19 protein-coding genes are annotated in these 26306 nt (G+C 62.9%); 2 read left to right on the forward strand and 17 right to left on the reverse strand.

Annotated elements, in window-relative coordinates; genetic code table 11:
* Positions 1-130: 130 nt before the first annotated feature.
* From DWF74_RS21045 to yaaA, 17 genes are all read right to left on the reverse strand, one after another.
* Entirely contained in the window at positions 131-1156 is a 1026-nt protein-coding gene (locus tag DWF74_RS21045) for a sel1 repeat family protein (RefSeq protein WP_240321951.1), read from the reverse strand.
* 271 nt (positions 1157-1427) lie between these two features.
* Positions 1428-2456 (reverse strand): sel1 repeat family protein, encoded by a 1029-nt coding sequence (locus DWF74_RS21050; protein ID WP_240321952.1) that lies wholly within the window; start codon positions 2454-2456, stop codon positions 1428-1430.
* Between the two features lie 177 nt (positions 2457-2633).
* Positions 2634-3458 carry an SDR family oxidoreductase gene (locus DWF74_RS21055; protein WP_102861232.1) on the reverse strand — a complete coding sequence of 275 codons (825 nt, stop codon included), beginning with the start codon at positions 3456-3458 and terminating at the stop codon, positions 2634-2636.
* Between the two features lie 36 nt (positions 3459-3494).
* Positions 3495-3959 carry a multidrug transporter gene (locus DWF74_RS21060; RefSeq protein ID WP_102861233.1) on the reverse strand — a complete coding sequence of 155 codons (465 nt, stop codon included), beginning with the start codon at positions 3957-3959 and terminating at the stop codon, positions 3495-3497.
* An 858-nt stretch (positions 3960-4817) separates the two neighbouring features.
* Complete coding sequence (locus DWF74_RS21070) at positions 4818-6269, reverse strand: mannose-1-phosphate guanylyltransferase/mannose-6-phosphate isomerase (RefSeq protein ID WP_108544362.1); 1452 nt, start codon at positions 6267-6269, stop codon at positions 4818-4820.
* A gap of 179 nt (positions 6270-6448) precedes the next feature.
* Entirely contained in the window at positions 6449-7105 is a 657-nt protein-coding gene (locus DWF74_RS21075) for an alginate O-acetyltransferase AlgF (RefSeq protein ID WP_047301872.1), read from the reverse strand.
* A gap of 17 nt (positions 7106-7122) precedes the next feature.
* Complete coding sequence (locus tag DWF74_RS21080; RefSeq protein WP_115581648.1) at positions 7123-8301, reverse strand: alginate O-acetyltransferase; 1179 nt, start codon at positions 8299-8301, stop codon at positions 7123-7125.
* A gap of 11 nt (positions 8302-8312) precedes the next feature.
* Positions 8313-9878 carry an MBOAT family O-acyltransferase gene (locus tag DWF74_RS21085; RefSeq protein ID WP_115581649.1) on the reverse strand — a complete coding sequence of 522 codons (1566 nt, stop codon included), beginning with the start codon at positions 9876-9878 and terminating at the stop codon, positions 8313-8315.
* Between the two features lie 210 nt (positions 9879-10088).
* The gene (locus DWF74_RS21090; RefSeq protein ID WP_115581650.1) at positions 10089-11213 is read right to left on the reverse strand and encodes a mannuronate-specific alginate lyase; all 1125 of its coding nucleotides are present in this window, start codon (positions 11211-11213) and stop codon (positions 10089-10091) included.
* Between the two features lie 8 nt (positions 11214-11221).
* On the reverse strand, positions 11222-12670 hold the full coding sequence (locus DWF74_RS21095) for an alginate O-acetyltransferase (RefSeq protein WP_115582469.1): 1449 nt from the start codon (positions 12668-12670) through the stop codon (positions 11222-11224).
* Between the two features lie 11 nt (positions 12671-12681).
* Positions 12682-14256 (reverse strand): mannuronan 5-epimerase AlgG, encoded by a 1575-nt coding sequence (gene algG, locus DWF74_RS21100; protein WP_430757474.1) that lies wholly within the window; start codon positions 14254-14256, stop codon positions 12682-12684.
* 41 nt (positions 14257-14297) lie between these two features.
* Positions 14298-15752, reverse strand: a complete 1455-nt coding sequence (locus tag DWF74_RS21105; RefSeq protein WP_115581652.1) for an alginate export family protein — start codon at positions 15750-15752, stop codon at positions 14298-14300.
* 161 nt (positions 15753-15913) lie between these two features.
* A complete protein-coding gene (algK, locus tag DWF74_RS21110) occupies positions 15914-17353 on the reverse strand; it encodes an alginate biosynthesis TPR repeat lipoprotein AlgK (protein ID WP_240322074.1) in 1440 nt (479 codons plus the stop codon).
* An 83-nt stretch (positions 17354-17436) separates the two neighbouring features.
* Positions 17437-18606, reverse strand: coding sequence for an alginate biosynthesis protein Alg44 (locus DWF74_RS21115; protein WP_102861243.1), 1170 nt, complete (start codon positions 18604-18606; stop codon positions 17437-17439).
* A gap of 35 nt (positions 18607-18641) precedes the next feature.
* Entirely contained in the window at positions 18642-20123 is a 1482-nt protein-coding gene (gene alg8, locus DWF74_RS21120) for a mannuronan synthase (RefSeq protein WP_115581653.1), read from the reverse strand.
* Between the two features lie 142 nt (positions 20124-20265).
* Positions 20266-21582: a nucleotide sugar dehydrogenase gene (locus DWF74_RS21125; RefSeq protein ID WP_102861245.1), complete on the reverse strand. Its 1317-nt coding sequence runs from the start codon at positions 21580-21582 to the stop codon at positions 20266-20268.
* An 813-nt stretch (positions 21583-22395) separates the two neighbouring features.
* Positions 22396-23175 (reverse strand): peroxide stress protein YaaA, encoded by a 780-nt coding sequence (gene yaaA / locus DWF74_RS21130; RefSeq protein WP_102861246.1) that lies wholly within the window; start codon positions 23173-23175, stop codon positions 22396-22398.
* A gap of 160 nt (positions 23176-23335) precedes the next feature.
* Here yaaA and DWF74_RS21135 point away from each other — a divergent pair, with 160 nt between their 5' ends.
* On the forward strand, positions 23336-24460 hold the full coding sequence (locus DWF74_RS21135; protein WP_102861247.1) for a polysaccharide deacetylase family protein: 1125 nt from the start codon (positions 23336-23338) through the stop codon (positions 24458-24460).
* A gap of 346 nt (positions 24461-24806) precedes the next feature.
* Entirely contained in the window at positions 24807-26201 is a 1395-nt protein-coding gene (locus tag DWF74_RS21140) for a PhoH family protein (RefSeq protein ID WP_102861248.1), read from the forward strand.
* Positions 26202-26306: the final 105 nt, after the last annotated feature.

The raw sequence follows: 26306 nt of genomic DNA on the forward strand, positions 1-26306 counted from the left end.
CAAGCTGGCGCCTACGAGGGAGGCATCGGCTGTAGGAGCTGGCTTGCCAGCGAAAGCGTCGGCATGGGTGATGCGAGGCTCGCGGGCCCTTTCGCCGGCAAGCCGGCTCCTACGACAGTGGGGGCGACGGTTATTTGTAGGTTTTCTGCATGATCGCCAGGGACTTCTTCGCCGTGGCTTCCAGACCGTCGTTGACGTGGTTGATCGCGGCCACCAGCTTCGGGTTCTGCAGCACGTCGACACCGGGGTAACGCTGCTGGGCCAGCCGCGAGACGATGATGTACTGGGTCACCGCGTAATGCAGATCGAACTTGCCGCTGTCCCGGGCCTTGGCAATGGCCGCTTTGACAAAGGCCTGGCGCTCGGCCGTGGTCATGCCCTGGAACAGGTCGGGGAGATCGAAATGGATCTCGGCCGAGAAAATCGCCACCTCCTCATCCCGCGCTTCGTCGTACATCACCTGCTTGCTGGTCACGCGCTTCTTGAGGTCGGCAAAGCGCTGTTCGCCTTCGGCCAGTTGCTCTGGGCTCATCTTGCCTTTCAGGGCATCCAGCTGGCTGGTGTCCTCGGTGTTGTCGATGACTTTCAGCCAGGCGTAGGCCTTCACCAGATCGCCGGACTCTTCGGCGGCGTCGGCCAGGCTCTGCTGCGGTTCCGGGTTGCCGTGCAGCGCCGAGCGTTCCAGCCAGCGCAGGGCCAGGTCCCGGTCCTTGGGAATGTCCTTGTCGCCGAACCAGTAGGTGGCGTACATGCCGTACTCGGCGCACCAATCGTTCTGCGACGCCGAGTAGGCGATGTAGTTGAAGGACTCGCGGTCGCGCTCGGCCTTGGGCTTGTCCGTTTCCTGGTCAGTGGTGGTGGACAGGTAGCAGAAGGCCCGGGTGTAGTGCGGCGCGGCCATGGCGAAGCAGCCCTTGGCGTTCTTGTAGTCCTCGATCTCGTTCAGCTTGTAACCGATGCCGTACAGCAGATCGGCCTCCATGGCCGGGTTGCAGTACTCGTTGGCGCTGACCTTGGGCAAGACACTGTCCAGCGTCAGCTTGGGCAGGGTGTCATTCAGTTCGGGGACTTTCGGTTCGGTGTTTTCCGGAGCCGTGGAGGCGCAGGCCGCCAGCAAGACAGCCAAGGCCAGTGGCAGCGCGTTGAACAATTTCAATGGGTATTCCCTGATCGGCGAATGAAAAGGCGCGCATGAAATCAGGCTGGGACGGGGGAAGGAGGAGCGTTAGCCATTCCGTGCTTGGGGGTCGACGCCAGCGATTCCATGCTGCATGAGCCCTAAGGGCTCAAGGTCGCGCATTCTACGGGGTTTGAGAGGGCGTACAACCCAAACCGCGGCATCTGGTTGACCGCGGCAAGGGGCCCTGAGGCCTTGAGCGGATGACACCTCGGCGACGGCTTCAACAGCGCTAGCGCCGCCGCTCCCGTTATGACTTGCGCTTGGCCAGAATGATTTTGGCCTTGGCTACGCTGTCTTCCACGCTCAGGTCATCGTCCTCCAGCACGGCCTGCAGCGCCGGGTCTTGCCACAGGTCCACGGCCGGGCCGGTGCTCTGCACCAGGCGGGAAATCAAGGCGTAGGCCACCAGTTGGCCGCGGGTGTGGAACTTCGGGTGGCGGTCCTGCATGTCCACCAACTGGGCGACGAACGCATGCCGTTGCTCAGGCGACATGCCCGCGAATACTTCCGGGTAGCTGAAGTACAGATCCCCTGTGCCCAGGGCGATGAGGTCCTGGCGCAGCGCCTGCTCAATCTCCTGTTTCGGCGTGAGTTGACCGAGCAATCGGGTGTAATGCTGCTCGCCTTCGGCCAACTGCTGAGGGCTCATCTTGCGTTTCAGCGCTGCGAGCGTTTGAGCGTCATCCAGGGTTCGGGCCCAGGCGTAGGCCAGCGGCAAATTGTCCTGTTCGTTGCGGCGCACCATCTCCTGTTGCGAGTCCTGGTCGCCGTGCCGAGCGGCGCGTTCCAGCCAGGCCATGGCCAATGCCTTGTTCGGGGGCTGGTCCAGCTTGCCGACGTTATAGATGTGGTACAGGCCCGCTTCCGCACAGGATTCATTGTGCTGGGCGGCGTAGGCGATGTAGTTGAAGGCTTCGCTTTTGTCATAGTCCTTCTGCCTGGAGCCGACGATCCCGCCCAGGATGCACAGGCTCATGGTGTTGCGGGGGGCGGCCATGATCAGGCAGGCGCGGGCCATCTGTATGGCCTGGCTTGCCAGCAGGGTACGGCTTGCGCCATGCCGCACCTCGTCCTCATTGATCAGTCGGATGCCGAGGCCGACCAGCCGTTCGCTGTCCATCTCCGGTGAGCAGTACGGGTTGGCCTCGACCTTGGGCAGGATCTGTTCCAGGCTCAGGTCCGGCAGGGTGGCATTGAGTTTTTCGTCCGGTGACGAGGCATTGCAGCCCAGCAGCAGAGTGAGGATGGTCAAGGGCAGCAGGCTGCGAGATATCAATGGAGAGTCCCTGAGGTTCAATCGTAAAAGGCAGGACGCCAAGAGGGCATGAGCAGGGGCGGGGTGCAGCCGTTGCGTGCCTGAGGTGCCGCTTCCCTGGAATTTGAGTGCGGGCATTCTATGGGCATCGGCGCGGCATACAACGGTGTCATGCAACGGATGCCCTGCGTGGGGTGCTCAGAGCTTGGCGTTCAAGCCAAACCGCTTCATCAGTCCCTTCTCCAGCCAACCCTTGGGCAGCAGGTTGGCCAGCAGCGGCAGGGCGCGGCTGCCATTGCCCAGGCGCACCAGGCGTGGCGGGTTGTCCTGCTGCACGGCCTTGAGCAAGCCGGCGGCAAATTCGCTGGCGGGGGTCGGCTTGTCCTGGGAGGCCTTGGCCCGGGCGCGGATGCCCTCGCGCAGGGGCCACCAGGGCGATTGTTCGTTGAGCAGCTGTTCGGCTTCATGCCCGGCGTTCTTGGCGAAGCTCGATGCAATGGCCCCGGGCTGCACTTCCATGACCCGGATGCCGAACGGCGACAGCTCCATGCGCAGGGCGTCGCTCAAGGCATGCACCGCGGCCTTCGAGGCGCAGTAGGCGCCGGCAAACGGCGTCACCAGCACCCCGGATACACTGCCGATATTCACCACCAGGCCACGGCTGCGGCGCAGCACCGGGAACATCGCCCGGGTCACCCCGACCACCGAGAACACATTGGTTTCGAACTGGCGCTGCATGGCTTGCACACCGCCATCCAGCAGCGGGCCCATGGCGCCGTAGCCGGCGTTGTTGATCAGCACATCCAGGCCGCCGTATTGCTGGTTGATCTCCTCGCCCAGGGCGCTCAGGGCCGGGGCGTCATTCACGTCCAGTTGCACGGCCTTGAAACCGGCGGCTTGTAGGGTGTTCACGTCCTCGGCCTTGCGAGCGGTGGCGAGCACGGTGAAACCGGCGCCCTTGAAGGCATCTGCCAGGGCGCGGCCGATGCCGCTGGAACAACCGGTGATCAACGCTACGGGCATGGCGCGGTCCTTGTGCTGGGTGAGGGGAGGGGCGAATCAGTCGGAGAAACTACCCTGTAGACGCTCGGCGCGAAACTCCAGGGTTTGCGGGCGATAGCCGGGGCGCAGCGGTGGCAGCGGCAGGCAGTCCTGCCAGTTGGCGCCGGCCTGCAACTCGCCGGGGCCACGGTAGCGCGGGGCGCTGTACTGGTTGTCGGCGAGGTTGACGGTATCCCCCGGGGCATAGGCGGCGACCCGCCAGCGCAGTTCCACCAGGGGCACCTTGTTGCCGTTGTTGAGCTTGACCTGCAGCGGCCGGTCGGCGGGGCAGTGGTCCGGCGCGTAGCTCAGGCGCAGCTCCAGGCGCGCCAGTTGCTGGGCTTCGCGGTTGTCCAGCCAGACCACCCAGCAGGCCACCAGGGCCAGGCCGAACGCAGCGGCCAGGGACACAGGAAGGGCTTTGGCGGGGTAGCGCAGAAGCAGGATCAGCCAGGTGATGACCAGCAGAACGCCGATGAACATGAGGTGAGCCTCGGGGAAAAGGAGGGGACATCCTACCTAAGCGTAGGTGGGGTTGGCGATGGAGGAGGGCTGTTGTGACGTTATCCACAGGCCTGGTTTTGATGGGGGTGTTAGGGACAATAGAAGGTCTGTTAAAGCGGATTTATGCCGATAGTGGACATCATGTGGTCCACTCTGGTGCCCGCCCGAGCGGGTGGTTGGCATGCTCCCGGGGGGCCCTCTGTCCATTCCAGGCTGTAGCGGTCAACTAATCCCGGACACTGCGTTATGTTTTTTTCTTTGGCCACTTATGAGCGAGACATGTCGGCAAAGACGGTCTTTGGCTGGTGGGGGGACATATCCGTTGCTGCGGTTACGGCGGCTTGGGGTTCCGCTCTTACAGCGGGTCACTTTGGAAAAGGCCCAAAGTAACCAAAGGCCTCCTGCCCCCGCATCCGGCCCCTCGCCTAGGCTCGGGGTGCCCTCGCTCCGGCATTGCTCCGGGGGCACGCCGCCACAGGCCATCCATGGCCTGGGGCGGCTAGCTCGGCATCCATGCCGAGCTGCCCCCTACGCAATGCCTGCATTCGGCCTCGTGAAGGGGCAGGCAGAGCAAGAGCAAGAGCCAAAGCGCGTGTTACGCGCTTTTTTTGTAGACACTGCCGCAGGCTGCGAACGACCGCGCAGCGGGCGCAGGGGGCTTGAGATCGCTGAAGGTCCTTCGGCCCTTTTCGCAGCCTGCGGCAGCGGCTACAAAAATCCCCCTGTCCAAGTGCCTGCGGATAGGGGACGCAGGCACCTGAAAAGGGGGAGCAGAAAGGTTTTGCTAGCACGACTCCCTGCTTTTACTTGCAGCTTGCCGCTTGAAACTTGCTGCTGTTACTGAGCGATAGTTTTCACCGAAACACCACGCTCCACCGGCGTCGAGCGCCCGTAGATATCTTCAAACCGCTCGATATCGTCCTCGCCCAAATAACTGCCCGATTGCACTTCGATGATCTCCAGCGGAATCTTGCCCGGGTTGCGCAGGCGGTGCACCGAGGCAATCGGGATGTAGGTGGATTGGTTCTCGGTGAGCAGGAACACGTTCTCGTCACAGGTGACTTCGGCGGTGCCGCTGACCACGATCCAGTGTTCGGCGCGGTGGTGGTGCATCTGCAGCGACAGGCAGGCCCCCGGCTTGACCGAGATGTGCTTGACCTGGAAGCGCCCGCCCATGTCCACCGAGTCGTAGGAGCCCCACGGGCGGTAGACCTCGCAGTGGTTCTGGGTTTCGCTGCGGCCCTGTTCGTTGAGGGTGTTGACCATCTGTTTCACCCCTTGGACCTTGTCCTTGTGGGCAATCATCATGGCGTCCTTGGTTTCCACCACCACGATGTTGTCCAGGCCGATCACCGACACCAGCTTGCCGTTGCCGTGGATCATGCAGTTGTGGCTGTCCTGGATCACCACATCGCCTTTGCTGACGTTGCCGTTGGCGTCTTTTTCATGCACGTCCCACAGCGACGACCAGCAGCCGACATCGCTCCAGCCGGCGCTCAGGGGCACCACGCAGGCGCGTTGGGTCTTTTCCATCACCGCGTAGTCGATGGAGTTGTCCGGGCAGCAGGCGAAGGTGGCTTCGTCGATGGTTACGGTGTCCGCGTCCTGCTGGCTGCGTTCCAGGGTCAGGAGGCAGGTGTCGTAGATGTCCGGGTCGTGTTTCTTCAGCTCTTCGAGGAAGCGGCTGGCGCGGAACAGGAACATGCCGCTGTTCCAGAAGTAGCCGCCGGCCTGGACGAATTCGTTGGCGCGTTTTTCGTCGGGCTTCTCGACGAACTGCGCGACCCGGCTGATGCCCTCCGGCAGCAGCGCATCGTTGCTGGACTTGATGTAGCCGTAGCCGGTTTCCGGTTTGGTCGCCGGCACGCCGAACAGCACCATTTCGCCCCGCTCGGCGGCCACGGTGGCCAGGGCCAGGGCCCGTTGCAGGGCTTTCTGGTCGTCCAGGACGTGGTCGGCGGGCAGCACCAGCATCAGTTCGTCACGGCCTTCGTTGACCAGCATCATCGCGGTCAGGGCCACGGCCGGGGCGGTGTTGCGGCCGAAGGGTTCCATGAGGATGCGCTGGGATTCGAGCTTACGGGCTGCCAGTTGCTCGTTGACGATGAAGCGGTGGTCCTTGTTGCAGACCACGATCGGGGTGTCCATGCCTTCGAACACCAGGCGCTCCAGGGTTTGCTGGAACAGGGTGTGTTCGCCGGTCAGGGCGAGGAATTGCTTGGGGAATTGCTTGCGCGAAAGCGGCCAAAGACGTGAGCCGCTACCACCTGACAAGATCACCGGAATCATGTTGTTACTCCTTCAAACATCGTATGGGTTAGAGCTACTGCGTTCTGTCGTTTCACTCTTGTTTTTGTCTCGGTGTAGCCGCTGCCGAGGTACGAGGTTGCGCTGGGCTGCGAAGCGGCCCCTGAGGGCGGTCCTGCGGACCGCGTCGCAGCCTCGGGCCTCGGCAGCGGCTACAGGTCTTAGCGGGTGGAGACGGGGCGTTTCACCCACACCGGCGACAGGTTGCTGCCGTTGCCGGTGACGTAGAGCACCGCCGCTTCGCCGCGCTCCAGGGCCACGGGCTTGAGGTCGCTGACTTTTTTATCGCCGTCGTACAGGGCGAAGCTGACCTTCACCGGGTTGATTTCGCGCTCGCCGCGACCTTTGGCGGCCACCGCCTTGACCACGTCGGTCTTGCCGTCGGCGGTCTTCAGGGTCAGGGCCTGGTCGCTGAGGTTCTGCACCCGCACCAGGGATTTCTGCTTGTTCTTGAATGGCGGTTCTTCGATCAGTTGCGGCTGGCCGCTGGCGTTGTTGACCAGGGTGTAATAGTGATCGGCGGCCAGTTTCACCGGCACGCTCTGGCTGCCCACCTTGGCGGTGTAGTCGCCGCCGGGCATGAAGCTGAAGTCGCTGCTGGCCAGAGGCGCGACGTCGTTGACGTTGGTGCTGCCCACCGTGGCGCTGACTTCGCTGTTGCTGGCGTTGTACAGGCGCACGAAGGTCGAGCCCTTGGGCGCGGTGGGGCCGTACAGCGCGGCGTCGCCACCGGCGAAGGCGGACAGGGACAGGACGCTCATGCCGGCAGCCAGGGTGATTGCTTGGGCGAGACGGCGAGGAGTAGTGATGAAAGTCATGAGTGTTACCTCTTTTTTCAGTTTTGCGCCCGGTCGGGCGTCTCGGATTTCGAAGTGTTGCTGGCCAGGTTTTGCTGGCGAGCACCGGCTTGCTTGAGCGCTGCGACCCACTGCGGGTCGGCGTCGCCGATTTCGTTGTTCACAGGCAGATAGCGTTCAGGGAATTCCCAGATCAGCACCTGGGGCGGGTGGTTCTTGAAGTCGTCGCTTTTCAGGTAGCTGAGCATCGGCAGGATCGGGCCGTGGCCGTCTTCGGCGTAGCTCAGCACGTCGCTGTGCAGGGCCTGTTTCAGGGCGCCGACGAAGTTCCAGTTGGGGTTGGCGCTGTAGCTGGTGCCCACCAGGGTCACCGGCACTTCATGGTCGGCGAACAGTGCGTCGTCGGCGGCCGGCTGTTCCTCGCTGGCGCGGGTCACGCGCTTTTGCAGGGGCTCTTCGGCCGGCATCAGGTTTTCGAACAGCGGGTCCAGGGGCAGGAAGCGCCGCAGGTCACCCTGGTGCTTCACGGTCTCCTGGGTTTGGGTGACGAAGCGTTGTGGCTGACCGCTGAGCGGGGTCTTGGCGGCGATGGCCTGGGCCAACTGGCGAGCGACGACTTCGGCGCCGGCCGGGGTCCAGTGGGTGTCGGTACGCAGGAACACTTGCTGGCCCTGTTGCTTGGCCTGTTGCAGGGGGCCCAGCAGGTCGGGGGCAAGGATCTTGTCGGCGGCGACCCGGGCATGGAAGTCCTGGTAGAGGTTGGCGTGGATCCGCGCCGGGCGTACCTCGTCCAGGTGCTCCGGGTACAGGCGCGCCTTGGCCGGAATGATGGCCATCACCAGTTTCACTCCGTGCTCTTTCAAGGTCTGGCGCACGCCTTCCACCAGGGCGTAGTTGCCTTGCAGGTTGAGCTCCTCGTTGACCACCGGGTTGAACTCTTCATCGCTGTACAGCCACTGGTCGCGGCCCAGCACCACCCCGGGGCGGCCTTCGTTGAACAGCTTGAAGTCCAGGGCGGCCCACAGGTTGGTGCCCAGGCGCTTGATCGGGAACTGGTCGTCGTAGTGGGTTTCCACGGCCTTGGCCCAGCGCCCGTTGAGCACGGTGGCGTCATTGTTGGTGCTAAAGCCGAAGAAGCTGCGCACCGACCACAGCCCCAGCGCCAGCAGGGTCACCAGGAACAGGGCGATGTAGAACACACGTAATGAGCGGGTCATGGGCAGATCCCTCAGAACTGGAAGTAAAGGAACGGCGAGAAGCTTTGCGCCGAGAGTTTGAGAATCGAGGCGATGAACAGCAGCAGCACCAGGGCGCGCATCACGTAGCGCGACCAGTCGGCGCTCCAGTAGGCCGGTTGCACCTGGGCCTCGGTGCCGACGATGTAGCCGGGCTGGTGAATGCTGCCGGGAGTGTCCCCGGGGACTGCCTTGATCAGGCCGGGCTGGGCGCTGGCCGGGCCGTCGGCGGGGCTAGCGACGTCGGGCTTGGCCTTGACCGGTGCCGGGTTGCGGTACAGGTCACGCAGGCCGAAGAACGCCAGGGTGGCGTAGGCCAGGATCAGGGTCGCCACTTGCAGGCCGGTGAGGCTGGCGCGATTGAGTTCCGACAGCGACCAGTCGCCAAAGCTGAACATGGCGCCGTACATGCGCCCGGCCACGTGCAGGTTCTCGGCACGGAAGATCACCCAGCCCATCACCACCAGCAGGAAGGTCAGGGCCCAGCGCACCGGGTTCAGGCTGCGTGGGGTGGTGTTGATGCCCAGGGCCTTTTCGATGGCCAGCCACATGCCGTGCCAGGCGCCCCAGACGATGTAGGTGATGTTCGCACCGTGCCACAGGCCGCCCAGGAGCATGGTCAGGAACAGGTTGCGGTAAGTCATCAGCGTGCCTTTGCGGTTGCCGCCCAGGGTGATGTACAGGTAGTCCCGCAGCCAGGTGGACAGGCTGATGTGCCAGCGCCGCCAGAACTCGGTGATCGACTGGCTGATGTAGGGCTGCTTGAAGTTTTCCATGAAGCGAAAACCCATCATCAAGCCCAGGCCGATGGCCATGTCGCTGTAGCCGGAGAAGTCGAAATACAGCTGCGCGGTGTAGGCCAGGGCGCCGAGCCAGGCATCGCCCGTGGTGGGGTTTTGCAGGGCGAAGCAGTGGTCGGCGACCACCGCCAGGGTGTCGGCGATGAACACTTTCTTGATGAAGCCCTGCATGAAGCGAGTGCAGCCTTCGGAGAACTTGTCCAGGGTGTGGGTGCGATTGTTGAACTGGTCCGCCAGGTCGCGAAAGCGCAGCACGGGGCCGGCGATCAGGTGCGGGAAGATCGCCACGAACGCCGCGAAGTCGATGAGGTTGCGGGTGGCCGGGGTGTCGCCGCGGTAGACGTCGATGATGTAGCTGATGGACTCGAAGATGTAGAACGAGATGCCGATCGGCAGCAGGATGTGGGTCAGGATGAACGGTTCCAGACCGTAGGAGGTCATGATCGCGTTGATGCTGTCCACGCCGAAGTTGGCGTACTTGAAGTAGCCGAGGATGCACAGGTCGACGCCGACGCCGAGCAGCAGCCAGCGTTGGGCCGGCTTGGTGCGGACCCCGGCGGCGCCGACTTTCAGGCCGATCCAGTAGTTCCACAGGGTGACCCCGGCGAACAGCGCCAGGAAGTCCACGCGCCACCAGGCATAGAACACGTAGCTGGCGATCAGCAGCAGCAGGTTGCGATAGCGTTGCCCGCTCAAGTAGTACAAGCCGAGAAAGATCGGCAGGAACAGGAACAGGAACACATTGGACGAGAAAACCATCCCGATCTCTCCATGTTTAACCAATAGTCAGAGGCCGCAGCCCCCCCAAACCCCCCCGTGAAAAACCGCGGGGGCGTATTGCATTCATGACGCTCTCTGTCGCCGCTGCCGAGGTACGAGGCTGCGATGGGCTGCGAAGCGGCCCCCTGGTGGCGGTCCTTTGGACCGCGTCGCAGCCTCGTGCCTCGGCAGCGGCTACAGGTGTTGCTGTTACGGGCCCTTGCTGCCTTTTTCGTGGGTCGGGTCGTAGACCTTGGTCAGGTCGCCGCCCAGGCGGAAGGTCTTGAACGGCTGCATCTTGTGCTTGCGTTCCAGCACATCCGGGGCGCAGGTGTAGAGGCTGCAGTAGGGTTCCAGCCAGGCGAATTTGGAGTCGACCTTGAGGTCGGTCATGTCCTGGGCCTTGCCGTTTTTCTGCTCGAAGGTGTCCGGGTCTTTCACCCCAGCCAGCACTCGCTCGCCCAGGCGCTTGAGCGCACCGTTGTTTTCCTGGCGCAGGTCGACGCCGTTGACCTGGGCGAAGCTGGCGATCATCGCCAGCGGCGGCAAGGCGTAGTTGTGGTACGCCAGGGCCCGTTGCTGGCGCTTGAGTTCGTTGGGCAAAAAGCCGTCGGCGTCGACCTGGTGGGCGCCGACCTTGTATTCCTTCACGGCCCAGTCGAACAGGTCGCGGCGGTTGGTGGCCACGGCGGTGGCCATCACCGACCAGGCGGCCCAGTAGGAGTGGTTGTTGGTCTTGTCCAGGGGCAGGTTGTCCCAGTCGCTGACTACCTGGTCGGCCATCTTGCTGAACCAGGCCTCGATCTTCTGCGCCTGTTCCTGGTGGCTGGCCAGGGGGTGGGAGTCGGAGAACTTCAGCCGCAGGTAGGCCGAGGCCATGCTGCCCAGGGCCCATTTGCGCATGGACTTGCCGGTGTGGTTGAAGTCCTTGGACATCAGCGCGTCGGCCTGGGCCCAGGCGCTGAGCCAGGCGAGGGTGCAGTCCAGTTGCTCCGGGCGGCCGTCGCGCATGAACTGCATGACCCGCTTGCTGGTGCCGCGCTCGATCTTGGTGATGTCCGCGGTGGTGTCGCGAAAGGCCTGTTCGGACTGCACGTTGAGGGTGGCCCGGGCCTTGTCCGAGCCTTCGTACTTGCTGCGAAACTGCAGGGCGCCGGTGTAGGGCGCGGGCATGGCGTCGCAGCCGTCGCTGTCGTCACCGCTCTTGAACTTGTCCACCGGGGCGTAATAGCCCTGGGGCGGACGCAGCGGCGCGGCGGCCTGGGCGCTGCCGGTGAGCATGGCCAGCCCCAGCAGGCTGGGTATCAACAGGCGTTTCAGGTGTGTGCTTTGCATAGGTAACCTCATTGCCCGATCTGCGCGGTGCGTTGCTCGGCGCTCGGGAATACGTTGCGTTTGCAAATTTTCGCTTCGACCTTCTGCCCGGCAGTGCCCGCTTCCGGGCCCTGGATTTCCACCGCCAGCAGGTTCTGCGAGGCCCAGTCTTCGTCAGTGCGCAGTTCGAAGGCGAAGCGCCCGTCGGTGTCGGACGTTTCCGGTTTTTCGATCTTGATGTCCTCGTGGCGGCCGTTCATGTACCAGAGGGTGGCTTGCAGGGTTTTCACCGAAGGGTCGGCGAAGCGGATGTCGACCTGATGGCCGCTGTTGCGCAGGTCCAGGTTCTTGCTGTTGACCAGCAATTCGTTCTTGCCCGGCTTGAGGGTGGTGCTGGCGCTCATCTGCGGGTCCTTGCCTTCGCAGCCGTTGTCCAGCAGGGCCATCATCTGTCGGTAGATGGTTTCCTGGTCCAGGCGGTACAGCGGCGAGAATTCCCAGATCAGGATCTTCGGTGGGGACTTCTGGAATTCGTCGCTGCCCAGGTACTGCAGCATCGAGCCTTCCAGGCCACCGCCGGGGAAGGCGACGTTGAGAATGTCGGCACCGATGGCCTCTTCCAGGAAGCCGGCGAAGTTGTAGTTCTTGCCACTGTGGCTGGTGCCCACCAGGGTGATCTGCGGGTTGCCGGAATCACCGAACAGGTCGCCGTCGCCGGCCTCGCCCTTGGGCTCGGTGGTGAACTGGTCCATGTACTGGATGGCGTAGCTGGTGCCGCACAGCTGCCCGGCCATGTTGTGCAGGGTGCCGGTCTTGCCCATGCGCCCGGACTTGTGGGTCTCGAATTCGCGCGGGGGAATGTCGGCGAAGGCCGGCAGTTGCTTGACCTTGTCGGCGACGATCTTGGCGGTGCGCTGGGCGCCGTAAGGGGTCCAGTGCTGGTCGCCGCGGAAGTAGAAGTCGTGGGCCGGCAGGGTCTCGGGCAGTTGTTCGTTGGTCAGCGGCGACAGGTCCGGCACCACGTAGCCCATCTGCGCGAAGCGCCCGAGCATGGCCTGGTAGTTGTTCAGGGCCTTGTCGTAGTCGAAGCGGGCTTTCTGTTCCGGGTTGAGCTTGTTGCGGTTCACCAGGCCGCGGGTCGGCTGGTAGACCAGCACCAGTTCCACGCCCTTGCTCTTGAAGGCTTGGTGCAATTGCTTGAGGCGGCGATAGCCTTGCGGCGTGGTGTCAAATTCGGTGCGCAGGTCTTCCTGGGTGCGGAACAGCCAGTCGCCCTGGGCTTGCACCAGGGTGGTGAAGTTCTGCTGGTAGCGGGTGGTGTAGTTCTTCGCATCATGGGCGGCCGGGCACAGGTTGCAGCACGGCTCGGCGGTGAAGTTCGGCGCCTGGGGCTCATCGGCACGGGCGCCGGCACTGGCGGCGAGAATGCCGGCGGTCAGCGCCGACAGGCTCAACAGTTTGATCAGGTGTGGGGGCATGACAGTCATCCTCAATCGCGCATTTCGGTCTGGCGTTCGACAGGGTCGATCAGCACGGCTTTTTGCTGGCGCACCATCAGGTCGAGGATTTCATCCTGGCGTTCGCCAAGGATCCCCGAAAAGCTGATGCCGCTGCTTTTGGTGGGCGCGAGCATGGACACGCGATACAGCTCCACGCTCAACGGCGAGTCGATGGACAGCGGGCCGCTGCCATTGGCCGCCAGCTCGCCGCCGACCACGATCAGCGAAACCTGAGCGTCGAATGGGTCGAGCTTGATGTCGCGGTCGGTGTCGGACAGGTCCTTGATGTGGCCGTAGACGCCGGTCAGGCCGTTGGCCATGGCGATGTTTTCGTACAGGCGGATGTTCACGCTGTTGCGAATGCGGATGCCGTGGCGTTTGTTGCTGATCACCTTGTTGCCCCACAGCAGGTTGTCGGCGCTCTCGTAGAGGGTGATGCCGTCGGTGTGGTTGCGGTAGATCTCGTTGTAGGCGATCAGGTTGTTGACGCTGTTACGGTCGATCACCAGGCCCGAGAGTTTGTTGTCGTAGCTACGGTTGTTGAAGATGAAGCTGTCGTTCACTTCCCGGGAAATGATGATGCCGTGCTTCTTCTTGGTCCCGTGGACGGTGTTGTCGGCGATGATCAGACCGTGGGAACGGTCGTGGGGGTCGATGCCGTAGACGATGTTGTCCTTGTAGGTGTTGCCCTTGACCACGAAGTCGCGGGTTTCGTAGCAGTAGAAGCCGTACCACATGTCCGAGAAATCCGAGCCGATGATCCAGCCGGTGGGTTCATCGCGCTTGAGCACCTTGGCCATGTTCGGCGTGTACTGGGAAATACTCACCCCGTAGGACTTGGAGTTGGCGTAGCCGAAGCTGGCCATCTGGCTGTTGACGATGTAAGTCTCGGTGCCGCCCCAGGCCAACAGGAACGGGCGGAATTCCTTGGGCGAGCGGAAGGTCGCCGGGCCGTTGTCTTTCTCGCGCCAGCCGGTGACCTTGGTGTCGCGCACAAACAGCTGGCCATCGTTGACCAGGAACGAACCGCCTTCCTGGGACAGGCGCAGCTCCTGGGTCTGTTTGTCGATTTCCAGGATGCCCTTGCGCCCGACCACGATCGGCAGGCGCGCGAGGAATACACCCGGCGCGGTTTCGCTGATGTACTGCTTGGGCAGTTTCTTGGCCAGGTCCTTGAGGTTGATGTAACCGTCGTCGATAAAGATCGCCTGGGGAATGCCGTGCTGGCGCACCACCCATTCGGCCATCTTGTTGTCACCGCCGATAAAGTCTTTCAGGGCGTCTTCCTGCATCATCCGGCGCACGCTGACCTTGCCAGGCTGGCTGCGCACGATCTTCGCCGCAACGGCCTCGGCGGTGTAGCCGGAGAGATCGGGCAGGGTCGGCGTGGCCAGGTTCAACGGCTCAGTGGGCGCGCTGCTGACGGTATAGGTCTTGGCCTGTTGCAGTTCCTTGGCGACGATCGGCGCCTTGGCCGGCTCGGCAGTGGCGAACGCCGAGCTGCTGGCCAGCAACAGAGCGCCCGCCAACAGGCTGATGGCGCCTTTCGCAGCGGGGCTGTTCATGGGGTAGCAGTTCATTTCGGGCACTCCCTTCGCGGTTCGCATCAGAAGCGCCAGATCACGTCGATAAAGGCGCGGTGCATGTACGAGTCGACGTCTTTGCCATAGGCATCGCCGGGCTTGAACACGCCGCCACGAAAACGCACCAGGGCCGACGGCTCATCGATGGACTGGCTCAGGGCCGCCGGCAACAGGCCTTGCTTGAAGTACTTGGTGACCACCAGGTCCATTTCCTGCCCCAAGTCTTTCTTGCCGTCCTGCAGGGGCAGCGCGGTGCTGGAGAGCAGGTTGCCGTTGCCGTCATAGTCGTTGTCCACGGCGTTGATGCCGTTGCTGCCCACCGGCTTGTTGCCGTCCACGCGCCAGAACTTGTGGTAGATCAGGCTGGCGTCGTATTCATCGTTGAGCATCCAGGAGCCGAACAGGGTGGCGGTCTGCATGTTGTTCATTTCGCCGCGATAGGCTTCGCCGAAACGGTGCACGCGGGAGCGGGTGCCGGTGTAGTTGGAGCGGTTGCTTTCCAGGCCGTTCTGCTCGTAGTCGCCGCTGGCGCGGGCATAGGCGGCGCCGACTTGCCAGTTGGGGTCCAGGCGCAGGCGTACGCCCAGGTCGGTGGCCCAGCCGTCGAGGTTGTCGCCGCGCTTGGCCTGGGCCGGGCGGTTGCCATTGGCGTCCAGTGCGTTGACCGTGTCGCGCTCGCCGCGCATGCCGGTCAGGCTGGCCCAGTAGTTGACCGTGTTGGTGTTGCGCCAGTTATAGGCGTCGCTGTCGGCGGTGAGGCCGAGCCAGGTGAGGTCGCCGTTCTCTTTCTTGTCCAGGGAATCGGCGGCTTCGCCGGGCACCGGATAGTCGAGCTTGCCGTCATCGTGAGTGTGATGACCGCGAATCCCCACCCAGTTGCCTGGGGTCCACTGGTAGGCCGCGTCGCCGTAGACGTGCAGGCGGTCCTTGTCCTTGGGCGCCAGTTCCTTGAGGTCGGTGCGGTATTCGCTGAAGCGCTCGGCGGCGCCAACGTTGGCTCGCAGCAAGGTGGTGTCGAAGGTCCAGTTCAGGGCTTCGATGTTGGTGTCGCGCCACTGGCCGTCGTCGTTGCGCAGGCGTTGGCGACCCAGTTTCAACTGCTCGCCGGGGTAGGGCGTGAAGCCGCTGTAGCCGATCCAGAACTCGCGCAGGGCCAGGTAGTTTTTCTGGGTCTTGCGGTCGTCATTGCTCGACTGCTGGGTACCGTCGGCGTCCGACTGCTGCAGGGTATCGGTTTCGATGATGTCGGTGGAGGTCACCGCCTGGCCCATGGCGTAGGCGCTCCAGGCACCGCGTTCACCGTAGACCCACGGCCGCAGGTCCAGGCCCAGGCCGTTGACGTCGCCGCCGCTGAGGGTGCCCAGGTCGCGATCATCTTCGGATTGGCCGGTGATCTTCACTTCCAGGCCGAAGTTCTGGGTATCGGTCATCGCCGCCAGGGTCGGGTTGGACCCGAGCATGGCAAAACCCAGGGCCATGCCCAGTTTCGACAGGCTGAAGCGCTTGCCTGTAGCTGCTGCCGCAGGCTGCGCCCGGTCGCGCAGCGGCCGCGATTGGCGGGGGCTGGTGTGGCGAGCGCTTTGCGCTCGATCGCAGCCTGCGGCAGCGGCTACAGGAGGTGTATTGAGTGGGGGGAGCGTCATAGGGTTTCCTCGCCGTCTTCTTCTTGCAGGGCGTGCAGTTGCAGCGCGTTCTGGTTCAAGGCCCCACGCACGGCCTGCTCTTGTTGCAGCAGGCGTTGGGCTTCGGCGCGCTGTGCAGGCGGCAATTGGCTTTCCAGTTGTTGCGCCAGCTCGTTGGCCTGCGGTGTGTCCTGGACCTTCGCCAGTTGGCTGAAGACGTAGGCGTTGACTGGGTTGGGCTGGGTGCCGCGGCCCTGGGAGAACAACTGGGCAATGGCGAAGTCGGCGCTGTTCTGGCCGTTGCGCGCGGCGGTCAGCAGGTGGTCCAGGGCCTTTTGTGGGTAGACCTGGCCCAGGTAGCCACGGCGGTAGATCTGGCCGAGGTAGTAGTCGGCAGCCACTTCGCGGCCCACGGCTTTCTGAAAGTGTGCTTCGGCGACCTTGGCGTCGGCCGGCACCCATTTGCCTTCGTAGTAGAGCTTGCCCAGCAGCAGTTCGGCGCGGGGCTGGTCGGCGGCGCGGCCGTTGTCCAGGTACTGCATCATCTTGTCGACGTCACCCAGTTCGGGGAAGTCGTAGAGCAGCTGGGCCAGGCTGACCCAGGACGCCGGGTAACCCGGAGCGACCTGCTCCAGCAGGGCCTGGGCGGTTTTTTCATCCGGTTTGCCCAGGCTGGCATCGCCCAGCACCCGGGCCACGCTGTCGACGCGCTGGGCGCTGACCGTGCCACGGCTGTAGCTGGCCTGCAGCTGCTTGAGCAGCTCGGCCTGTTGCTCCGGCTGGCCGCGTTTCTGATAAACGGTGGCCAGTTCCACGTAGCAGATGTCGGTGCTGCTGAGTGCGGCCTTGCAGATGCTTTCCACCTCGGCCAGGTGCTGGTCGTAGCTGCCTTGGGTGCGGTACAGCAGCACCTGGGCCAGGCCGGCTTCCGGGTAACCGGCGCTGCGCCATTGGCTGATCTGCTGCTGGGCGTCGACGTTGGGGAAGCTGTGGGGGTATTGCAGGTACAGCATCGCCAGGGGAATCAGGGTGTTGCCTTCACCGTTGGCAAAGGCTTTTTTCAACAGGCCTTCGGCTTCGTGCTGCTCGGCCTCGGTGGAACCGGGCTTGGCCACCAACAGGCGGCCCAGGCGCGCCTGGGCCCGGGGCGACACATCGGCTGCGGCGCGATAGGTGGCCTCGGCCTGCTTGATCTGCGCCGGGTCGCGGCTGTCCACCTGGATGTCGGCCAGGCCTACCTGGGCCTCGCTGTAGCCCAGGTCCGCCAGTTGCCGGTAGTTCTGTTCGGCCAGCGCGGTGTCGCCGCGCTTCAGGGCTTCGTTGGCCAGGCGCTGGTCCGGCAAGCCGGCGCAACCGGCCAGGGCCAGGGCGGCGACCAAGGGCAACACCGAACCCTGTAGCCGCTGCCGCAGGCTGCGATCGAGCGCGCAGCGCTCGTGCTGGTTGTCGGGGTGCATCGAGTCGACCGGATTGCGTCCACTGCGCGGCTGGGCGCAGCCTGCGGCAGCGGCTACAGAGAGCTGGGTAGGCACTGTCATGGTTACAGACCCGCAGCCATGGCTTTGTCGATCAGCCAGTTCATCGACGGGCCGCGGTCGCTGCTGACTTCCACCGGGCGGCCGGCGAAGGTGCTGCTCAGCGGCGCGTCGGGCTTGATCTGCACGCGGATGTCAGAGGACAGGTCGCTGCTGTTCAGGCTGGTGCTGCTGACGATGGTGCCGGTGCGTACTTCATCCTCGCCGGCGATCTGGAAGTTGACCCGGGTGCCCGGGCGCACGTCGCCGAACTGGCGGTAGGAGAAGCGCGCCTCGACGTTGGCCTGGCTGTTGCGGGGCACCAGTTGGAAGATCACGTCGCCTTTGCTGGCGTACTGGCCGTCGGCGACCATTTGCTGGGCCACGATGCAGTCGCAAGGGGAGGTCAGGGTGCCGGTCATTTGCTTGCCGAACAGTTCCTCGACCTTGGCCGGTTGCAGTTGGTCTTCAGCCAGGTGGCCCTTGAGCACGTCGAGCATGCTGGTGCTGAAGGTGGCCAGTGGCGCGCCCTTGGCGGCGATGCCGTCGCTCTGCACCAGGCTTTGCACAGTGCCGTCGCGCGGCATGGTGACGTTCATCCCCGGGACGCTGACCAGGCCGGCCTGGGCGTGGCTGACGAAGTACATGCCGTACACCGACTTGAGGATGAAGCCGAACGCCGCCAGGCCCACCACGAAGATCCCGGCGCTGAAGGTCACGGCCCGCAGGCGGCCCATGGCGGTCATGCCGCTGCCGCTGTCCTTGACCTTGCGCGCCTTGGTGAAGTTGTCGCGCTGTAGGGTGGCGAGCACGTCGCCCATGCTGACGATGTCGCCGGCCAGGTGCGAGGTGATCAGGTGGCGCAGGGTGGAAATGTCCTGGGGTTCGAGGTTCTGGAACTGGCAGCCGACGCGGCCGCTCTGGCGATCGAAGGAGCGGATCTGCAGCTCCACGTCCATGGCCAGGCCCAGGTTGTCGATGACGAACTGCAGGCGGCCCTTGTGCACGGCACCCACGGTCAGCATCTGCTGCCCGGCGTTGAAGCTCAGGCCGCCGGCGGAGAGGTCGTGGACCCGCACTTCCAGGGGCTTGGCCTCGTTGCCGAAGAAGCGCAGCTTGGCCGGGATCTTGACCCGGGCGTGCTGGCGTTGGGCTTCGGATTCATGCACTACATTGACGTTCACGGCGGTGTTCATAGGGTCGATTTCCTAGTTAATTCAGGCAAGGCGGTTCAGACCATCAGCAGCAGGACAGCGACGAACACGCTGCCGGCCGAGAAGGTCATGGTCCGAGACGACCAGGTGTTGAACCAACGTTGAAAACTGGCCAGGTCGCGGGTCAGCTTGGTGTCCTGGCGGGTCCAGGATTGCTGGTCGAGGCGGAAGAACACGTAGATCTTCACCAGGGCGCCGACGATCTGGTTGTAATAGAGGATCAAGGGGTAGGCCGGGCCGATGTGGTGCCCCGAGCAGGACAGCAGCAGGGTCAGGATCAGGCGGGTGATGCCGATCCACAGCAGGTAGGCGAGGATGAAGGCGGTGCCGTACTTGACGCTGGCGATGATGGCCACGGTCAGGCCCAGCAGCGAGGTCCACATCGACACGCGCTGGTCGAACAGCACCACGCTGGTGAACAGTCCCAGGCGCTTGACTCCCAGACCCAAGGCCCGGGCGTTCTGCCGCAGGTTGTTGCCGTACCAGCGGAACATCAGCTTGCGGCTGGCCTTGATGAAGCTCTTCTCCGGCGGGTGTTCCACGGTGTTGATCGCCGCGTCGGGCACGTAGAAGGTGTCGTAGCCCAGGCGCATCAGGCTGTACCAGCTGGACTTGTCGTCGCCGGTGAGGAACTTGAAGCGGCCCAGGCGCCAGTGCTGCAGGGAGTCGCTTTCCACGTCGGCGATGAAGTCCGGGTCGGTGACCACGGTGGCGCGGAACACCGACATGCGCCCGGTCATGGTCAGCACGCGCTTGGACAGGGCCATGGAGCACATGTTGATGTGGCGCTGGGCGAAGCGCAGCTTGTGCCATTGGCTCATGACGTAGCCGCCGCGCACTTCGCAGAATTCGTTGGTGGTCAGGCCACCGACGTTGCCGAACAGCTGGAACCAGGGCACGGTCTTGCGCACCACGCCTTCGCCGAGCACGGTGTCGCCGTCGATCACCGCCACCACGGCGCGGTTGTCCGGCAGGTGGCGGGAGATGGCGCGGAAACCGAAGGCCAGGCCGTCGCGCTTGCCGGTGCCGGGGATGCGCACGAAGTCCAGCTTGACCCGCTCCGGTGGATTCATCCGCGTCCACAGGCTTTTCACCAGCAGCTCGTCGGACATTTCCACGATCGAGCAGACCACGGTGGTGGGGAAGCCGCAGTCGATGGCTTCGCGGATCACCGAGCCGTAGACCTGGGCGGTGGTCAGCGCATCGATGCGAAAGCTGGTGACCATCAGGAACACGTGGGACGGGTCGGCCGCGCTGCCGAGCTTGCGCACCTTGCGCCGCAGGTGCGGGTAGACCACGTAGAGAAACAGCATGCCGCGCACGAAGTGCGTGGCGCCCATGGAATAGCGCCAGATGCCCACGGCGCCAATCAGGAAAATGAAGTCCTTGGACTGCGAGTCGAAGGTCGATGCGGGCAGCAGCAAGGCCATGCCCATCAGCAAACTCAAGTAAAACAGCCAACCGGCGGCCTGAAGCAGGCCGTGCTTTAGCCTGTGCATAATCTGCGTCCTAAAATTCTAAGCGGTACCCTGTAGCCGCTGCCGTAGGCTGCGATAGGTCCGCAGGGCCTCGAGATGCCCTCGGGAGCACGCCCCTTCGGGGATGATCGCAGCCTGCGGCAGCGGCTACAGGCGCATGCCTTTACCAGCAGATCCCTTCGGTTCGGCCCTGGACGCTGGAGGCTTTGGACATGAAGCCCACCAGGTCGATGACCTGCTTGCCGTGGGGCACGTCTTCGGCCAGGGCGCGGAACTTCTCGTCGCGGTTGCCGAGGATGATCACGTCGGACTTGCCGATCACCGCGTCGAAGTCCGAGTTGAGCAGGGACGAGACGTGGGGGATCTTCGACTCGATGTAGTCCTTGTTGGCGCCGTGGACCCGGGCGTACTCGACGTTGCTGTCGTAGATGCTCAGGTCGAAGCCCTTGCCGATGAGCATTTCCGCCAGTTCCACCAGCGGGCTCTCGCGCAGGTCGTCGGTGCCGGCCTTGAAGCTCAGGCCCAGCAGGGCGACCTTGCGCTTGTCGTGGCTGGACACGATGTCGAAGGCGTTCTGTACCTGGGATTCGTTGCTGCGCATCAGCGAGTTGAGCAGCGGCGCTTCGATGTCCAGGGAGCTGGCGCGGTAGGTCAGGGCGCGCACGTCCTTGGGCAGGCACGAACCGCCGAAGGCGAAGCCGGGGCGCATGTAGTACTGGGACAGGTTGAGGGTCTTGTCCTGGCAGACCACGTCCATCACTTCACGGCCGTCCACACCCACCGCCTTGGCGATGTTGCCGATCTCGTTGGCGAAGGTGACCTTGGTGGCGTGCCAGACGTTGCAGGTGTACTTGATCATCTCGGCGACTTCGATGTCCTTGCGGATGATCGGCGCGTCGAGCTCTTCGTACAGCGCTTGCAGCACGTCACCGGAGGCCTGGTCGAACTGGCCGATCACGGTCATGGGCGGGAAGTCGTAGTCCTTGATCGCGGTGCTTTCACGCAGGAACTCCGGGTTCACCGCGACGCCGAAATCCACCCCGGCCTTCTTGCCCGAGCAGTCTTCGAGAATCGGGATCACCACGTTCTTCACCGTGCCCGGCAGCACCGTGCTGCGCACCACGATGGTGTGGCGGGTGGCCTTGTCGCGCAGGACGAAACCGATCTCGCGGCACACCGATTCGATGTAGTCCAGTTCCAGGTCGCCGTTCTTCTTGCTCGGGGTACCGACGCAGATCATCGACAGGTCGGTATCGCGGATGGCTTCGGCGAAGTTGGTGGTGCCGCGCAGACGAGCGGTCTGGATACCTTGCGCCAGAAGTTCACCCAGACCCGGTTCAACGATCGGCGATTTACCGGCGTTGATCAGGTCGATCTTGTCTTTGGAGATATCTACGCCAACCACTTCATGGCCCCGTGCGGACAGGCAACCGGCACAGACTGCACCGACGTAACCCAAACCAAATATGCTGATGCGCATCGCATTTACCTCTGTGTTATTCACGCCATTAGATGGCCGGAGTTAATGTTTGCCAGCTGTTGTTGCGCACTCGGAAGTACAACGAAGTACGTTGTAGGGCCGCGTGCAGGCAGACTAAGTTCCGAGTGTCTAAATAAGTGCACTCAAGTTGTGCGCAACCGATCCTTGTTGTTCTGATTTGCCCTTGAATGTTGCCGGCGGCTCCTGCTGCAGGGTTCGCGAGAAAAACCATCCGCTATCCTTGGGATGGCTGAAGGCCACGTAATACGGGCTTTTCAGTTGGTTCTCGCGGCCCTTGAAGGCCAGCTGTTCCTTGGCTCGTTAGGGGATAGTTGTGCTGCCTTATCTCCTGTTGTTTACCCTTTAGTTCAAGTTTGTGACTCATTGGTCAAAGGTGGACGCAACTTGATTAGTTTCAGTTGAGTCCGTGTAAGTCATCTCCTACAAGCTCGTTGAGAATCGTTACCGGTGGTATGAGCGGTGTCCGCAGGCATAGTTCCGGTCCGCTCATCCTGTTTTGCGAAATTTCTTGAAATATTGAGAAAGATGGCACTGCTTTCAAACTGATAGCACTTAAGGTTTGGGCCTTTAGTTGTGGGGAGTTGAAGCGCGGGGATACTTTTGTGCCACTACCTAATAAAAAAAGTGGTGCCACTACTGAAAAAAATCACTGTTGTCGAGTGAAAGAAAAGTTATAGAAATAGATGAAGATTTTATGGCGCCAAAAAAATGGCTAAAAGAAGGCGGGGAATGTGCGAGTGATCACATTCTGGCGCGCTCGCCGGGTGGCAACGAGCGCGGCAGGGGAACGTTTTATTCCGGTGCGTGGTCGCGCAGGAACACCAGGTTGTCGGCTTTGGATTGCTCCGCGCTGAAGCGATAGCCCTGGACGTCGAATTGCTTGAGTTGTGCGGGGTCGTTGATGCGTTCCTGGATGACGAAACGGCTCATCAGGCCCCGGGCCTTCTTGGCATAGAAGCTGATGATCTTGTACTGGCCGTTCTTCAGGTCCTTGAACTCGGTGTTGATGATCCGCGCGTTCAGGGCCGTGCGCTTGACTGCCGAGAAATACTCGTTGGAGGCCAGGTTCAGCAGCAGATCGTCGCCCTGATCGGCCAGGGCCTCGTTCAGCCATTCACTGATGCGCGTGCCCCAGAAAGCGTACAGGTCCTTGCCACGGGCGTTGGCCAGCTTGGTGCCCATTTCCAGGCGATAGGGTTGCATCAGGTCCAGGGGGCGCAGCAGGCCGTACAGGCCGGAGAGCATGCGCAGGTGCTGCTGGGCGTAGTCGAAGTCCGCTTCGCTCAAGGATTCGGCATTGAGCCCGGTGTAGACGTCGCCCTTGAAGGCCAGCAGCGCCTGCTTGGCGTTGTCGGGAGTGAAGGCTGGAGTCCAGCTGCCGAAGCGCGCGGCATTCAGGCCGCCGATCTTGTCGGACACGTGCATCAGTTCGCTGATCTGCGCCGGGCTCAGTTCCCGCAGTTGCTGGATCAGTTCCTGGGAATGGTCGAGGTATTGCGGCTGGGTAAAGCGCGGGGTGACCGGCGGCGTCTCGTAATCGAGGGTCTTGGCGGGTGAAATCACCATCAGCATGAGTCGTCTCCTTTTAGCGTCGGGGGATTCTATTGGCTCGGGCGTTCGGACTCCACCTATCAAGGCGATAGCTGACGCGTGGCGGATGCCGGGTGAATGCCTTCGCTGCGCGGCATATCGGCTATAGTGCCGCGCGGGTTTTGTTCTGGAGGCGTCTCTTTTGCGTATCGCGTTTTTCTTCTCGGCCTGGCTTCTGAGTCTCAGTGTGCTGGCGGCGCCCAATGATGTGGCGACCCTGGATCGCAGCACCTGGCCGGAAAAGCTCGACAACCCGACCCTGTTCGACGTCGCCTCGCGGGCCGAGATCCTGACCTTTGCCCGCGCCTTGCTGGTCAGCGAGGCCTGGGACGAGGCGTCCCTGAAGCAGCGCCTGGGCTTGCGCATGATCAACATGGAGGCGATCTCTGAGCTGCGCGAGCATCTCTGGAAACGCCTGCTGGACAACTACAACTTCGCCCAGCAGAGCTGCGACCAGGACGCTTCGTTCTGCTACCTGGTGGAAAACATGCAGCAACTGCGCAAGCAGGCCGGCAAGTTCCACTTGGCGGAGGATTCCTACTACGCCCGTTGGGGCGAGCCGAGCCGGACCTTCCATGAGCAGTACCTGGACGAGTTGCTGCGCAAGGCGGCGCTGGCTCCCCAGACCAGCAGCGAGGTGCTGCGCTACGGCGACTACGAGCGCAATGGCGACGAACTCAACGACCGGCTGTTTCTGCTGACCTTCGACAGCGCCGCCAACCTGGCGCCGGACAACACGCCCTGGCTCACCAACTACCTGCGCAAGGCCAATCTCAGCGGGACGTTCTTTGTCCTGGGCAACGACATCCAGAATCGCCTCGACAAGGCCTCGGTGGCCAGCCTGCAATCGCTGTACTCCAGGCAGTGCGTTGGCGTGCAAGGCTGGGAGTTCCGCTCCCACAGCCACTGGCAGGACTGGCAGTATTCGATCCAGCGCAGCGCCGATCTGGTGAAGAGCAAACTGCCGGAAAACTATGTGCCCTTGTTCCGCCCGCCCTTTGGCCAGCGTCGTGCCGACGCCGAGGGCTTCTTCAATGCCCAGGGCATGCAGGTGGCATTGTGGGACATCGACGCCCAGGACGGTGCCGGCAAGCTCAAGGCCGAGGACAGTGGCCAGCGGGTGCTGACCTTGATGTTGCTATGGCGGCGTGGGGTGATCGCTTTCAATGCCAAACAGGACGGGGTCAAGAGCAGCTTGCCCTGGCTGCTGGCGCAGACCGCGCAAAGTGGCATCGGTTGGGAGGATTGTCAGGACGCGTTTCGCTGAAACGGCCAAGTGCCCATAAACACGGGGCGTGGGCGCAAAAGGGGGCGGATTTCGGCGGGATTTCGAGGCAGGCGGACTTTCGACTTTAACGGTGACCGGGCAGCGCGCCAAGGGCTTTTCGTCACCCTGAAAAATAAACATCAAAAAAGCGTCAAAGTGCGTTTTCCTGTCACGGTTTTTGGAGTATTACGAACTCAGACCGCCGAAACCTGCGACACAGGTGGCGTCTCCCAAGACTCCTTGTGTGTGCAGCTCACCTGAACCCCTGCGGGTGAATTCGGTGGTCATTCGAGGCGCGATACCCCATGGTATTGCGTCGACTGGCTCCCACATAAGGTGACCGAGTATGGATGACCACGGACGTAGCGCTTCCTCCAACCAGCCAATCCTTTATGTACTCGATACCAATGTATTGATTCACGATCCCAACGCCTTACTGAATTTCGAAGAACACCACGTCGCCATCCCCATGACCGTCCTTGAAGAGCTGGACAAGCTCAAGAGCGGGCATCACAGCGTGGCCGCCGAATGCCGTCAGGCGATCCGCCTGATCGACAAGACCCTGGGCGAGGCTTCGCCCGAGGATGTCGAGCTGGGCGTGCCGATCCAGCGTGGCAAGAGCGGGCCCAAGGGCTTGCTGTCGATTCTGATGAGCAAGCGCAACGAGCCCAACAGCCTGTTGCCGGACAATCTCAACGACAACATCATCATCAACCAGTTGATCGACCTGCACGCGCGCAACAAGGACTTGCCCGTGGTGCTGGTGACCAAAGACATCAACATGCGCCTCAAGGCGCGGGCCTGCGGGATCGCCGCCGAGGACTACAGCACCGACCAGCTGGTGGACGACGTGTCCCTGCTGCCCAATGGTTTCCACAACATGAGCGGCTCGTTCTGGGACCGCGTAAGCAAGGTGGAAACCCGTCAGGATCACGGCCGTACCTGGCACCAGGTGCAGTTGATCGACAACCTGCCGGCGGTGCATATCAACGAATTCATCATCGACGAACAGGGCTTTGTCGGTTGGATCAAGGAAATCCGCGCCGATGTGCTGCTGATCCTCGACCTGCATCAGGAACCCCTGTTGCACCAGGAAGCCTGGGGCCTGAAACCGCGCGACATCTACCAGGGCCTGGCGCTGTACGCGCTGCTCGACCCGGACATCCACCTGGTCAACCTGTCCGGCGCCGCCGGCTCCGGCAAGACCATCCTGGCCCTGGCTGCCGCCATCGAGCAGACCATGGTCAGCAAGCGCTACCGGCGCATCATCGCCACCCGCAGCGTGCAGGGGCTGGACCAGGAGATCGGCTTCCTGCCGGGCACCGAGGCGGAGAAGATGGAACCCTGGCTGGGCGCCATCACCGACAACCTAGAAGCCCTGCACATGGATGACGAGAACACCCACGGCAGCGTCGACTACATCCTCAGCAAGGTGCCGTTGCAGTTCAAATCCCTGAACTACATCCGCGGTCGCAGCTTCCAGCAGAGCCTGATCCTGATCGACGAATGCCAGAACCTCACCCCGCACCAGATGAAAACCATCATCACCCGTGCCGGCGCCGGTTCCAAAGTGGTGTGCCTGGGCAACCTGGCACAGATTGATACCCCTTACCTGTCGGCCACCAGCTCGGGCCTGACCTACCTCACCGAACGCTTCAAGGACTTCCCCAACGGCGTGCACATCACCTTGCAAGGGGTGCCGCGCTCGATCCTGGCGGAGTACGCGGAGAGCCATCTGTAACGGCAATTGCTTCCAGCACGGGCGGCCTTCGGGTCGCCCGTTTTGCATTCGGCCTGCGCCACTGGGTTATTCTGCGGCTCCCTGCCGTAGAGCGCTTCCCAGTTG

The organism is Pseudomonas protegens (assembly GCF_003363755.1).
GTDB classification, from domain to species: domain Bacteria; phylum Pseudomonadota; class Gammaproteobacteria; order Pseudomonadales; family Pseudomonadaceae; genus Aquipseudomonas; species Aquipseudomonas danubii.